Raw genomic sequence first — 12,715 nt, 5'->3', positions numbered from 1 at the left:
GATTTCCTGTAGATACCGTGTCTCTAGCGAGCGGGCAAGGCCAGTTCTGCCTTGAAGGGCTGGCCTGATTTGAGAACGCCATAGGCGATATGGAGCAGCTTGCGCATAGCAGCGCAGATGATTTGCTTGCCGGTTTTTCCGTTCTCTTGCAGACGTAGGCGCAGGGCCTTTACCGCTGCGTTGTGCAGCATCGCGCACATGGCCGGCATGTACAGGCCGGCCCGCAGCCTGGCCGAGCCCATGCGGGAGATCCGCACCTGCCCCTGGTGGCTACCGGATTGCTGTAGGCGTGGATTCAGGCCGGCAAAGGCGACGACGGCACGCGCATTGTCGAACCGCGAGAGGTCGCCCAACTCCGCCAGCAACAAGGCAGCGGTCTTGTCGCTGATACCGTCGATGCTCACCAGTAGATCGCGCTTGCCGCGCAGGTCAGGATCGTCGTCGATCTGTTCCTGGATTGCTTTCAGGGTCTGGTCGATCTGCCGCTCCAAGTGGGTCATCACCGAAAGGATCGATTCCTTGACGCTGGACTCGGCCGTGTCCAGGCGGTTGCTTTCCATCCGGTAGAGCTCCTTGAGCTCTTCGTAGCGCCGCACCAGGGCGCGCAGGCGCCGCCGGGCCGGCGGCTCGGGTTGCCAGGGCTGCAGTTCGTCGATGTGCCGCGTACCAAACAGCGCCATCAGCTTGGCATCGACCTTGTCGGTCTTCACCCGCTGCAGTTGGCTTTGTGCATAGCTGGCGATCCGCGCCGGATTGACCACGCACAGCCGATAACCCAGCCCCACCAGATGATCGGCGAGGGCTTCGTGGTACACGTTGGTCGCCTCCATAACGACCCAGGCCCCCGGCTCGGCATATTTTTCCAGCCACTGGGTAAACTCCCTGAAACCAGCCGGATCATTGCTCAGGTTGCCCTTGGTGCGGTATTTGCCATTGGCTTGCAGCAGGGCGATATCGAATGTCCGTTTGGCAATATCAACGCCGACAACGATGGGCATAGGGTCCTCCTCAATGAATGCTCGTCGATCATCACTACACCCGATCCAACCTTGCCAATACGAGCTCTCGCGTAATGCGGGCTCAAGATACCGTTCGGATTCACTGGGTGAGTGCGGAGGGCCGGAGCACTATCTACGATGCAGGCTCGAAGCCTAAGGAGCGAGTCGTCTTCCAGGCCCTCCTTCCGAGGATCAGTCGGAGACTATCGCCCACTGATGCGGGCTAGTCGACATACAAGGAGCCAGCTTGCTGGCGATCCGGGGTTTCACCTGGCACCGAGTTACCTGCTGGCGCCATTGATCGCCAGCAAGCTGGCTCCTACAAAAACACCCCCTCACTCGATCATTGGCGCTTTCGATCAGCGCCATGCCTTTTTCCCCTTGGACCCTTTCTCTCGTTTCCCTTGAGATAGGCCCTGTACGACCATCGATCGACAGGGGGAAGCGTGAAGAGTCCATGCATCAAGGTCTGCAAGTTCGACGAGGGCATCTGCCTCGGCTGCGGTCGCACCCGCGAGGAAATCAAGGGCTGGAAGAAGCTCGACCACCTCGGCCAGCAGGCGGTGCTGGCGGAGTCGGATATGCGTCTATTGGTATTCGAGGCGCAGGGCCGGCGCAAATTTTGGTAACTCCGTAGGTTGGTGCTGAGCTTGCGAAGCCCAACGTCCGGCGTGGCCATGTTGGGCTTCACTGCGTTCAGCGCCAACCTACGAGGTCGCACTACGCCGGCGCATTCCACAGCGCCCGCGCCGTATCCAGCATGCGGTTGGAGAAGCCCCATTCGTTGTCGTACCACGCCATCACCTTGACCAATCGGCCGCTGACCCTGGTGTGGTTGGCGTCGAAGATCGACGAGCGCGGGTCGTGGTTGAAGTCCACCGAGACCAGCGGCAGGGCGTTGTAGCCGAGCACCGGCGAGCCTTCGCTGGCGGCCTGGAACAGGCGATTGACCTCCGCCGCGTCGGTATCGCGGCTCACCTGGACGGTCAGGTCCACCAGCGACACATTGATCACCGGCACGCGCACCGCCAGGCCGCTCAGCTTGCCCGCCAGTTCCGGCAGCACCAGGCCGACGGCTTCGGCGGCACCGGTCCGGGTCGGGATCATCGACTGGGTGGCGGAGCGCGCGCGGTAGACGTCCGCGTGGTGCACATCGGTGAGGCTCTGGTCGTTGGTGTAGGCGTGGATGGTGGTCATCAGGCCGTGCTCGATGCCCAGCTCGCGGTGCAGCACCTGGGCGACCGGCGCCAGGCAGTTGGTGGTGCACGAGGCGTTGGAGATTATCTGCTGCGAGGCGCGCAGCACGTCGTGATTGACGCCGTACACCACGGTGGCGTCGACCTCCTTGCCCGGCGCCGAGATGATCACCTTGCGCGCTCCCGCCAGCAGGTGCGCGGCGGCCTTCTCGCGGCTGGTGAAGGCGCCGGTGCACTCCAGCACGATATCCACCCCCAGCGCCTCCCAGGGCAGTTCCTGCGGACTGCGGATCGCCGTGACGACGATGCGGTCGCCGTTTACGCTGAGACTTTCGGCGTCGTGCGCGACGTCGCCGGAGAAGCGCCCGTGCACGCTGTCGAACTGGAACAGGTGGGCATTGATCTCGGGCTTGCCGAGGTCGTTGATCGCCACCACCTGCAGCGTGTCGCGGTAATCGCCGGTGTACAGGGCGCGGAGGACGTTGCGGCCGATGCGGCCAAATCCGTTTATCGCCAGGCGGATGGTCATGGAGGTCGTCTCTCTTCCGTGTTTGTGGTAAAAACAATTACATTTCGACGTTATCTAAAATTAAACATCCTGTAATCGACGATTATGTTGTAAAAACAATAATCGATAGTCTTGAGGAGAATGGCGCCATGCACCCCCGCGTGCTCGAAGTCACCCAGCGCATCCAGGCCCGCAGCGCGGCCACCCGCCAGCGTTACCTCGACATGGTCAGGGCCGCGGCCACCAAGGGCCCGCACCGTGGCACGCTGCCGTGCGGCAACCTCGCGCATGGCGTGGCGGCCTGCGGTGAAGGCGACAAGCAGACCCTGCGCCTGATGAACCAGGCCAACGTCGCCATCGTCTCTTCCTACAACGACATGCTCTCGGCGCACCAGCCGCTGGAGCGTTTCCCTGCTTTGATCAAGGAAGCGCTGCATGAGATCGGCTCGGTGGGCCAGTTCGCCGGCGGCGTGCCGGCCATGTGCGATGGCGTGACCCAGGGCGAGCCGGGCATGGAGCTGTCGCTGACCAGCCGCGACGTGATCGCCATGGGCACCGCCATCGCCCTCTCGCACAACATGTTCGACGCCGCGCTGTACCTGGGCGTGTGCGACAAGATCGTCCCCGGCCTGCTGATCGGCGCGCTGCGTTTCGGTCATCTGCCGGCGGTGTTCGTGCCCGCCGGGCCGATGCCCAGCGGCATCTCCAACAAGGAGAAGGCGGCGGTGCGCCAGCTGTTCGCCGAGGGCAAGGCCACCCGGGAGGAGCTGCTGGCCTCGGAGATGGCCTCCTACCACGCGCCGGGCACCTGCACCTTCTATGGCACCGCCAATACAAACCAACTGCTGGTGGAAGTGATGGGCCTGCATCTGCCGGGCGCGTCCTTCGTCAACCCGAACACCCCGCTGCGCGACGAGCTGACCCGCGAGGCGGCACGCCAGGCCAGCCGCATGACGCCGGAAAACGGCAACTACGTGCCGATGGCGGAGATCGTCGACGAGCGCTGCATCGTCAACTCGGTGGTGGCGCTGCTGGCCACCGGCGGCTCGACCAACCACACCCTGCACCTGCTGGCCATCGCCCAGGCCGCCGGCATCCAGCTGACCTGGCAGGACATGTCCGACCTGTCCCACGTGGTGCCGATGCTGACGCGCATCTATCCCAACGGCCAGGCCGACATCAACCACTTCCAGGCGGCGGGCGGCATGTCCTTCCTGATCCGCCAGCTACTCGACGGCGGCCTGCTGCACGAGGATGTGCAGACGGTGGTCGGCAAGGGCCTGCGCCGTTATCTCCAGGAGCCGTTCCTCGACGGCGGCAAGCTGGTCTGGCGCGAAGGGCCGCAAAACAGCCTCGACGAAAGCATCCTGCGTCCGCTGGGCAATCCGTTTTCCCCTGAAGGCGGCCTGCGGCTGATGGAAGGCAATCTCGGCCGTGGGGTGATGAAGATTTCCGCGGTCGCTGCCGAACATCAGGTGGTCGAGGCGCCGGCACGCATCTTCCACGACCAGGCCGGACTGGCCGCCGCCTTCAAGGCCGGCGAGCTGGACCGCGACGTGGTCGCCGTGGTGCGCTTCCAGGGGCCGAAGGCCAATGGTATGCCGGAGCTGCACAAGCTCACCCCGTTCCTCGGCGTGCTGCAGGATCGCGGCTACAAGGTCGCGCTGGTCACCGATGGGCGCATGTCCGGCGCGTCCGGCAAGGTGGCGGCGGCGATCCATCTCAGCCCCGAGGCCATCGACGGCGGCCCGCTGGCGCGCCTGCGCGATGGCGACGTGGTGCGCGTGGATGGTGCGACCGGCGAATTGCGCGTGCTGGTCGACGAGGCCGAGTGGCAGTCCCGGCCGCTGGCGCCGAAGCCGGAAGACGACGGCAGCGGCTGCGGGCGCGAGCTGTTCGCCTTCATGCGCCAGGCCATGAGTCCGGCGGAGCAGGGTGCCTGCAGCTTTACCGCCGAGCTGAACGCCTTGCAGTAGGCGGTCTCCTGGCCAACGCTATCTGGACAGTCCACGAACCGCGTGAGCCCGCGATGAACGACAACCAGCAGAATGCTCCGGCCGGCCTCGCGCTGGTCGGCGATATCGGTGGCACCAACGCCCGCTTCGCCCTCTGGCGCGGCGGGCGCCTCGACGCGATCGAGGTGCTGGCCTGCGCCGACTATCCGCGCATCGAGGATGCCGCGCGCGAATACCTGCGGCGCATCGACCGGCCGCTCGGCGATATCCATTCGGTCTGCCTGGCCTGCGCCGGGCCGGTGGGCGAGGGCGACTTCCGTTTCACCAACAACCACTGGGTGATCGATCGCCAAAAATTCCGCGCCGAGCTGGGGCTCAGCCACCTTCTGCTGGTCAACGACTTCAGCAGCATGGCCTGGGCCACCGTGAGCCTGGATGCGAAGCATCTGGTCTGCGTCCGCGAAGGCACGCCGCAGAAGGATCGCGCGCGGCTGATCATCGGGCCGGGCACTGGCCTTGGTGTCAGCAGCTTGCTGCCGACAGCCGGTGGCGGTTGGGAAGTGCTGCCCTGCGAGGGTGGACACGTCGACCTGCCGGTGACTTCCGAGCGCGACTTCGCCATCTGGCAGCAGCTGCGCGAGCTGCATGGCCATGTCTCGGCGGAGCGCGTGCTGTGCGGACGTGGCCTGGAAAATCTCTATCGCATCAGCTGCGGCATTGACGGCGTGCAACCGAAATGCGCCAGCGCTGCGGAGATCGGCGAACTGGCGATGGCCGGCGATCCCTATGCCGACAAGGTGCTCGAACACTTCTTCCTCTGGCTGGCGCGGGTCGCCGGCAATGCGGCGCTGACCGTCGGCGCGCTGGGCGGGGTGTACATCACCGGCGGCATCGTGCCGCGCTTCCTCGACCGCTTCCGCCAGAGCGGCTTCGCCGAGGCCTTCGCCACGCGCGGCAAGACCAGTGGGCCCTACCTCGCCCAGGTTCCGGTGTGGGTGATGACCGCCGAGCACCCGGGCCTGTTCGGCGCCGGAGTGGCGCTGGAACAGGCGCTGAAATCCGGGCGCTGAAGGGCCTTCAGCCGAGGGTGTCCGGCGGCGCCTCGTAGCTGCCGGATTCGTAGCTCACACCGTGGCGGACCACTGGCGGGCCTTCTCCGCTGTGCATGCTGTTGATGGTGTCGATGATGCTGCGGTCCTCGATGGTCAGGCGGTCGAGCATGCGCAGGTGCTGGATCCAGTTGTCCACCAGGAACAGTTCCTGCCAGCTTTCCTGATCGCTGACGTCGCGATACAGCGCCCAGCGTTCGGCACCGTTGCGCAGGCGCAGGCGGCGCAACGGCCGGCTGGCGCGGACGAAGTCGCGGGTGTGCGCCACCGGGATGCGGTATTCGATCGACACCAGCACCGCGCCGCGCTCGGGGTTGAAGGCGAAGGTCGGCGCACCGGGCGCGCGGTCCGGCGCCGGGGCGATGTGCCCGGGTTCCAGTTCCGGCAGGCGCGAGTTGTATAGCAGCGCGACGGTCACCAGCAGCGTGCAGCCGGCGGCGAGCAGCGCGCCATGTACGCCGATGCTGCCGGCGAAGTGGCCCCAGAGGAACGAGCCGAGCGCCAGCCCGCCGTAGATGGCCGTCTGGTACAGCGCCAGGGCGCGCGCCTTGACCCAGTCGGGGACGAGAATCTGCACCGCCGAGTTGTAGGTGGCGACTGCGGCGATCCAGCAGCTGCCGCCGACCACCAGCACCGGGAACAGCACCCACAGCGAGTCGACCGCGCCGAGGATCAGCATCACCAGGGCGAGGACCGCGGCCGCCAGGCTGATCAGCCGGCTGCTGCCGATCCGGCGCCGCGCGCGACTGACCAGGGTGCTGCCGATGATCGCGCCGATGCCGAGGGCGCCGAGCATGTAGCCGTACACCGAGGCGTTGCCGTCCGGATTGCGGTGCGCCAGTAGCGGCAGCAGCGCCCACACCGCGCTGGCGGAAATGCCGAAGAGGAACGAGCGCAGCATCACCAGCCGGGTGACGCTGGAGTACTGGGTGAAACGCAGGGCGGCGACCACCCCTTCGAAGATGTGTTCCGGCGGCAGCGTGCGCTTGGGTATTTCGCGGCGCCATTGCCAGATGGCCCAGATCAGCGCCACGTAGCACAGGGCATTGAACAGGAAGACCCAGGCCGGGCCGGTGGCGCTCAGCAGCAGCCCGCCGATGGCCGGACCGGCGGCGCGGGCGACGTTGTAGTTGACGCTGTTGAGCAGCACCGCATCGCCGACCATGCGTGGCGGCACCTGCTCGTTCACCGCCGCCTGCCAGGCCGGGATGGTGATCGAGCTGCCGAGGGACAGCCAGAGGATCGACAGGATCAGCATCCGCGGGTCGAGATAGCCGAGGAACGCCAGGGTGGTGATCAGCACGGCGCCGCTCAGTTCGAGGAATAGGCCGACCAGCATGACCTTGCGCCGGTCATGGTTGTCCGCCAGCACGCCGGAGACGATCGACAGCAGCACCAGCGGCAAGGCCGCGGCGACCTGGATCATCGCCACCATCAGCGGGCTGGCATGGGCCTCGGTGACCACCCAGGCGGCCGCCACCGACTGCGCCCAGGTGCCGAGGTTGGCGAACAGGTTGCAGATCCAGATGATGCGGAAGGCGGCGATGCCGAACGGCGCGAGCACGCCGCTGCGGGTGTCGGGGGTGGCTTCGGGTTCGGTTTCGAGTGGCAGGTCGTGCTTGGGGGAAACGGACTGGAGCATGGGTACGTCCTTGAAGTCTGTTTCGGGTTATCGCGGGTAAATCCGTAGGGCGGGTGCAACCCGCCGTTACGCATCCGGCATGGCGGGTTGCACCCGCCCTACGACGGTCCTGCCGGGAAGTGTAGTGGCCGTCGACCGCCCTGCCATTCGCCGGGAGGCGGATCGGGCAGGGCAATGATTCAGGGCAAGGGGAAGGGAAAGGAAAGAAGGCCGATCCATGGCCTTGCGAGGACGCGGGCGTTGCCTCAACCCCCGGAACAGCCATTCCCCCACACCTGGTACTGGATGGTATGCCGCTGCCCCTGGGAGTCCTCGTAGGTCATGCGCGCCGGCACCACGCCGCACTTGTCCGATACATCGGTGGTGGAGATCACGTGGGCGATGTCCAGTTTCATGTCGTAGGTGTACTGCTCCACGGCGGAGGACTGCGCAGCGCCGGCATTCGCCTCTTCGGCAAAGGCGAACGGGGAGAGACTGGCCAGGGCCAGGATGACGACGGCTTTCATGAAATTACCTGCCTTTTGCCCGAGCGCAGGCCAGCCCGGACGCAAAGGGCGGGGCGGCTTGTTCGGGACGCTTTCAAGGGGATCGATACGGGGAGAAGTGGTGTTGCGGCGCGCGCTGTAACAGCACGGAAATGATAGGTTTCAGCCCCCCGGATTCATATGTCCGGACGCCTTAAATACTTCGTACTGACAGGCAATAATCCGGCTCCTACGAAGAACAGAGGCACCGTCGGACTGTAGGAGCCAGCTTGCTGGCGATCCTGGACTAGCCGGCAACCACTTCGTGGCCGGCTGGATCGGCTGATCGCCAGCAAGCTGGCTCCTACGAAAAGCGCCGTATCGCGGGCCTAGGTTCTCTCTCTTAATGGCGACTGCGGATCGAGCAGCGAGGTGCGGATGAAATGCAGGTAGCTGCACACCCTGCGCAGCGGCGAGGTGTCGAAGTGCGGCGGGTGCGGTTCGGGGGTGTTGCGGGTGGCGTGGATGGCGTGTTCCACCGCGCCGAGGGCACGCAGGCGGTTGGTCTCGCCGGGATGGGCGAACAGACGGATCAGCGCGCGGCCCATGGCACGGATCGCCCGGCGCCAGGGCATTCTTTCCGCGTACCTGGGCTCGGCTGGCAGCGCTGCCTGCTCGCGGCGCAACTCGATGATCGCCAGGCCGATTTCCTGCACCAGGAAGGTCCAGCGCAGCAGCCGCCGCTGCACGTCCGGGCGGCCGGCGGAGAGTCCGTAGGCCTGGTTGAGCAGATCGCGGGTGCCGCTTTCGAAACCGGAAGAAAGCCCCGGCAGCGGGTCGCTGATCGTGTGCACCACGCGCATGCGCAGTTCGCCTTCCAGACGCTCCCACAGCCACGGCCGGTTCGGCGGCAGGATGACGATTGCGGCGATCACCGCCATGCCCATCGACAGCAGCATCGCCAGGTATTCGTTGATGAAGTGGTAGGCGTCGTAGCGGGCGACGTTGGCCGGCAGCGAGGCGATGCAGAACCACACCAGCAGGCCGACGCCGTAGCCGTTCCATTGCGGTCGGGTGATCAGGAAGGCGCCGAGGGCGAACACCGGCGCCAGCGCGCAGCACAGCAGCGGGAAGCCATCCAGGTGCGGCAGCACGCGGAACGTCAGGACGAAGCCGAGACTGGCGCCGAGCAGGGTGCCGAGAGTCAGTTGCAGCGACAGGCGCCTGGGGTTGGGCGAGGCGGAGGAGAGCGCGGCGATCAGCACCGAGGTCAGGGCGAAGGTGGCGCCGCTGGGCCATGAGGTGGCGATCCAGAAGGTGCCGCCGGCCAGCACCAGCAGCGCGCAGCGGAAGCCGGCGACGGCTGCGGCGAGGGCGTTGGCCTTGGGCGTGAAGCGTTCCTTCCACTGTTCGCGCTCGTGCCGGTCGGTGGCCAGCGAGGCGTGGGTCTGGGCGTAGTCGTGGAGGTCGCCGGCGAAGCGGTAGAGCAGCTCGGCGGCGGTCGCAAAGTCCAACTGGTCGCCTTCGCGCGGGCAGCTCTGGGCAAGCAGGGCGCGAGCCTGACGGATGCGTGGTGCCAATTGGCGCTTGCAGTCGTCCAGTTGCGCAGCGAGGCAGGCGGCATCGGCGTCGCGCAGCGGGCGGCCGTGCCAGCCGGCGAGCAGTTCGCTGACTTCCAGCAGACATGGCATCAGCGCTTCCAGCACTGCAGCGGCTTTCCGCTGGCGCAGGCGGTCGAGCAGGCGCTGCAGGGCGTGGAAGCGCGTGGTGAGCTGCATGAATTCGCTGTTCAGGCGCGCCAGGCGGCCGCTGCGCAGGCGCATGTGCGGGTCTTCGAAGACCGTGACGTTGCGCAGGCTCTCCAGCCCCACCGCCTCGGCGGCGATGCGCGCGCTGGCCTGCTCGAAGCGCTCGGCGTCGAGATTGCCGGCGAGCCCGGCGCTGGCCAGTCCGGCGAAGTCGCCGAAGCGCGTGTCGAGGGCGCTGCGCAGCGCGGCGCTGCTGGTTTGCGGCAGCACCACGGCGCTGACCACGCCGGTGCAGAGGATGCCCAGGCTGATCTCCAGCACCCGCCACAACGCCTGCATGAAGGCGCCTTCCGGATGCAGCGTGGCGGGGATACCGATCATCACTGCCGTATACCCGGCGAGCAGGCAGGCGTAGGCGCGGAAGTCCCGGTAGCGTGCCGCGCCGGCGGTGCACAGGCCGACCCAGAGCGCCAGGCAGAGCAGGAACAGCACGCGCTCCTGGGCGAACAGGGCGATCAGCGCGACCATCACGCCAAGCCCGAGCAGCGTGCCGAGGATGCGGTAGAAACTCTTCGCCAGCACCTGGCCGCTCTGCGGTTGCAGGACGATGAAGGCGCTGACCAGCACGGTGTTCGGCTGCGGCAGCTCCAGGCGGTAGGCCAGCCAGAGCGCGGTGAAAGCGGTGATCAGCGCCTTGCCGATGAATACCCAGGTGACCCCGTCGCTGCGCGCCCAGTCGGACAGCGCCAGGCGCAGCGCCGAGGCATTCGGCAGGCGGACGGGAAGGCTGCGCTGGGGCAACGGCCAGCGGGCGCGGGGAAGCGAGCGGGGCACAGCATCGGTCCTGGATAGAGCGGTCGGCCGCGAGGGGAGGCGATTCTAGGAGGCGGCCCGGGAGCGGATAAGTTGCCGGTTGAGCGATTGATTGTTGTCCGGATCGGCAATAATCAACATTTTGAAACATGCGACAATCCGTCACCCTTTCCAGGGACCGATCATGGACCTCCTGCACAACATGCGTACCTTCGTCTGTGTCGCCGAGACCGGCAGCTTCACCGCCGCCGCCCAGCGCATGGACCTCACCACCGCCTACGTTTCCCGCACCGTCGCCCGGCTCGAAAGCCACCTGCGTACCCGCCTGCTGCACCGCACCACCCGCCGCATCGCCCTGACCGAAGCCGGTCAGCGCTACCTGCTGCGTTGCCAGCAGATCCTCGGCTACATCGAGGAGGCCGAAGCGGAGGCGGGCGATGCCCATGCCAAGCCGGCCGGCACGGTGAAAATCCACGCCATGACCGGCATCGGCCAGCACTACCTGATCAGGGCGATTTCGCAGTACTGCGAGATCTACCCGGAGGTCGGCTTCGACCTGACCCTCGCCAACCGCACCACCGACATCCTCGACGAGGGCTACGACATCTCCGTGGTGATCGCCCAGGAATTGCCGGATTCCGGCTTCGTCTCCAAGTGTCTCGGGCAAACCTACAGCGTGCTCTGCGCCTCGCCGGCGTACGTGGAAAAACATAGCTTCCCCAGGACTCCCGGCGAGCTGGCGACGCACCGCTGCCTGCGCCTGGTCAATTCGGTGATGTCGCTGGACAAGTGGCTGTTCGAAGGCCCGGACGGGCAGGAGATGGTCAGCATCAACCGCACGCATTTCCAGGTGAACACGGCGGACGCCATGACCGAAGCGCTGGTCGCCGGCATGGGCATCGGCGCGCTGCCGGTGTACTCGGCGGTGCAGGGGTTGAAGAACGGCTCGCTGGTGCGCGTGCTGCCCAACTACAGCCTGTTCCACCTCAACGTCTACGCGCTGTACCCGTCGCGACAGTTCCTCGATGCGAAGATCAGAACCTGGGTCGAATTCCTCCGCGACTGCCTGCCGGGGATGCTCGGCGAGCATGAGCGGATGATGGCGGAGCTGGGTGGGCGGTTGGGTGCGTAGGGGGAGCGCGCCACGCGCGCGAATCGCGGGCATGGCCCGCTCCTACAAAAAACATCCTTCCTATCGGCAAGACGGGCGTAGGGCGGGTGCAACCCGCCAATTTCCACGCACGATCCCGGCGGGTTGCACCCGCCCTACGTGGACCCGCCGTGCTTCTGCAATGTCTCGATCAACGCCCGCACGCAATTCGGCAACGCTTCGATATCGCGCACCAGCATGCTGCGTTCGCGTATCGCCCAGGGTTCGTCGAGCTGGATGGTGGCGAGCTTCATCGTCTTGCTGTGGCGGCGGGCGGCGGATTCGGGGATGACGCCGATGCCGACGCCGCTTTCGATCATCCGGCAGATCGCTTCGAAGCTCGACAGCTGGATGCGCAACGACAGCTGCTCGCCCATCTGTTCCACCTGATCGGCGACGAAGGCGTGCAGGGTGGTGCCTTCCGCCAGGCTGACGTGCGGGTAGCGCAGGGTGTCGCGCAGCTTGAGCGACTTCGCGCCGGCCAGCGGGTGGTCCTTCGGCACCGCCAGCACCAGGCGGTCGGTGCTGAAGTGCAGCACCTGCAGGCCGCTGGCGGCGACCGGGCCGGCGACGATGCCGAGGTCGGTGGAGCCGTCCAGAACGCCGCGCACGATGTCGCGGGTCAGCCGTTCCTGCAGGTCGATGGTCACGCCCGGGCGCTCGGCGAGGAAGCCGGCGAGGACTTCCGGGAGGAACTCGGTCACCGCCGTGGTGTTGGCGAAGATGCGGATATGCCCGGCGGCGTCGCTGGCGTATTCGGCGAACTCGCTCTTCAGGTATTCCACCTGGCGCATGATCAGCCGCGCGTGCTGCAGCAGGCGCTCGCCGGACGGCGTCAGCTCGACGCCACGGCTGTCGCGGTAGAGCAGGCGGCTGCCGAGCTGGCTTTCCAGCGCCTTGATCCGCGCGCTGGCGGCGGCAGGGGAGAGGAACGCCCGTTTTGCGCCCTGGGTCAGGCTGGGGGACTCGGCGATATGGATGAACAGGCGCAGGTCGGCGAGATCGAAGTGCATGGGATATCCAGGGGCTTTGGCGTTCAGGCATCCTGAACGCTACCCTGCAAAATTGCAAATTCACAAAACGCTTCGGCAATCGCATCCTTGGGCAAACCCCGAAATTCACGGAAATCCAC

At 66.3% G+C, this 12,715-nt stretch carries 10 protein-coding genes; 4 read left to right on the top strand and 6 right to left on the bottom strand.

The annotated features are described in order from the left end of the window. Nucleotides 1-23: 23 nt before the first annotated feature. Nucleotides 24-998, bottom strand: a complete 975-nt coding sequence (locus JFY56_RS03985) for an IS110 family RNA-guided transposase (protein ID WP_208312162.1) — start codon at nt 996-998, stop codon at nt 24-26. 446 nt (nt 999-1,444) lie between these two features. Here JFY56_RS03985 and JFY56_RS03980 point away from each other — a divergent pair, with 446 nt between their 5' ends. Continuing rightward, nucleotides 1,445-1,627 (top strand): DUF1289 domain-containing protein, encoded by a 183-nt coding sequence (locus tag JFY56_RS03980; protein ID WP_208312161.1) that lies wholly within the window; start codon nt 1,445-1,447, stop codon nt 1,625-1,627. 91 nt (nt 1,628-1,718) lie between these two features. On the opposite strand, the gene gap is transcribed toward JFY56_RS03980, so the two are convergent. Further along, a complete protein-coding gene (gene gap / locus JFY56_RS03975) occupies nt 1,719-2,723 on the bottom strand; it encodes a type I glyceraldehyde-3-phosphate dehydrogenase (protein WP_208312160.1) in 1,005 nt (334 codons plus the stop codon). Nucleotides 2,724-2,851: 128 nt separating this feature from the next. Between gap and edd the strand changes: the two genes are divergently transcribed. Further along, a complete protein-coding gene (gene edd, locus JFY56_RS03970) occupies nt 2,852-4,678 on the top strand; it encodes a phosphogluconate dehydratase (protein WP_208312159.1) in 1,827 nt (608 codons plus the stop codon). Between the two features lie 53 nt (nt 4,679-4,731). Continuing rightward, nucleotides 4,732-5,727 (top strand): glucokinase, encoded by a 996-nt coding sequence (locus JFY56_RS03965; RefSeq protein ID WP_208312158.1) that lies wholly within the window; start codon nt 4,732-4,734, stop codon nt 5,725-5,727. A gap of 7 nt (nt 5,728-5,734) precedes the next feature. On the opposite strand, the gene JFY56_RS03960 is transcribed toward JFY56_RS03965, so the two are convergent. The 3 genes from JFY56_RS03960 to JFY56_RS03950 form a co-directional block, all read right to left on the bottom strand. Continuing rightward, a complete protein-coding gene (locus tag JFY56_RS03960; protein WP_208312157.1) occupies nt 5,735-7,408 on the bottom strand; it encodes an MFS transporter in 1,674 nt (557 codons plus the stop codon). A 245-nt stretch (nt 7,409-7,653) separates the two neighbouring features. Beyond that, nucleotides 7,654-7,914: a DUF2790 domain-containing protein gene (locus tag JFY56_RS03955; protein WP_208312156.1), complete on the bottom strand. Its 261-nt coding sequence runs from the start codon at nt 7,912-7,914 to the stop codon at nt 7,654-7,656. A 347-nt stretch (nt 7,915-8,261) separates the two neighbouring features. Further along, nucleotides 8,262-10,421 carry an FUSC family protein gene (locus JFY56_RS03950; protein WP_236032453.1) on the bottom strand — a complete coding sequence of 720 codons (2,160 nt, stop codon included), beginning with the start codon at nt 10,419-10,421 and terminating at the stop codon, nt 8,262-8,264. 196 nt (nt 10,422-10,617) lie between these two features. Between JFY56_RS03950 and JFY56_RS03945 the strand changes: the two genes are divergently transcribed. Continuing rightward, nucleotides 10,618-11,565, top strand: coding sequence for a LysR family transcriptional regulator (locus tag JFY56_RS03945; protein WP_208312155.1), 948 nt, complete (start codon nt 10,618-10,620; stop codon nt 11,563-11,565). 134 nt (nt 11,566-11,699) lie between these two features. On the opposite strand, the gene JFY56_RS03940 is transcribed toward JFY56_RS03945, so the two are convergent. Beyond that, nucleotides 11,700-12,596 (bottom strand): LysR family transcriptional regulator, encoded by an 897-nt coding sequence (locus tag JFY56_RS03940; protein WP_208312154.1) that lies wholly within the window; start codon nt 12,594-12,596, stop codon nt 11,700-11,702. Nucleotides 12,597-12,715 lie beyond the last annotated feature (119 nt).

This window comes from Pseudomonas schmalbachii (assembly GCF_017589465.1).
Taxonomy (GTDB): domain Bacteria; phylum Pseudomonadota; class Gammaproteobacteria; order Pseudomonadales; family Pseudomonadaceae; genus Pseudomonas; species Pseudomonas schmalbachii.
The sequence above is the reverse complement of the archived record's forward strand: the minus strand, read 5'-3'. Positions and strand labels throughout refer to the sequence as shown.

Bases quoted from the DNA above. Each gene is read 5' to 3' on its own strand.
- JFY56_RS03945 (WP_208312155.1), top strand. From the start codon at position 10,618: ATGGACCTCCTGCACAACATGCGTACCTTCGTCTGTGTCGCCGAGACC.
- JFY56_RS03960 (WP_208312157.1), bottom strand. From the start codon at position 7,408: ATGCTCCAGTCCGTTTCCCCCAAGCACGACCTGCCACTCGAAACCGAA.
- JFY56_RS03955 (WP_208312156.1), bottom strand. From the start codon at position 7,914: ATGAAAGCCGTCGTCATCCTGGCCCTGGCCAGTCTCTCCCCGTTCGCC.
- JFY56_RS03940 (WP_208312154.1), bottom strand. From the start codon at position 12,596: ATGCACTTCGATCTCGCCGACCTGCGCCTGTTCATCCATATCGCCGAG.
- edd (WP_208312159.1), top strand. From the start codon at position 2,852: ATGCACCCCCGCGTGCTCGAAGTCACCCAGCGCATCCAGGCCCGCAGC.
- JFY56_RS03985 (WP_208312162.1), bottom strand. From the start codon at position 998: ATGCCCATCGTTGTCGGCGTTGATATTGCCAAACGGACATTCGATATC.
- JFY56_RS03965 (WP_208312158.1), top strand. From the start codon at position 4,732: ATGAACGACAACCAGCAGAATGCTCCGGCCGGCCTCGCGCTGGTCGGC.
- gap (WP_208312160.1), bottom strand. From the start codon at position 2,723: ATGACCATCCGCCTGGCGATAAACGGATTTGGCCGCATCGGCCGCAAC.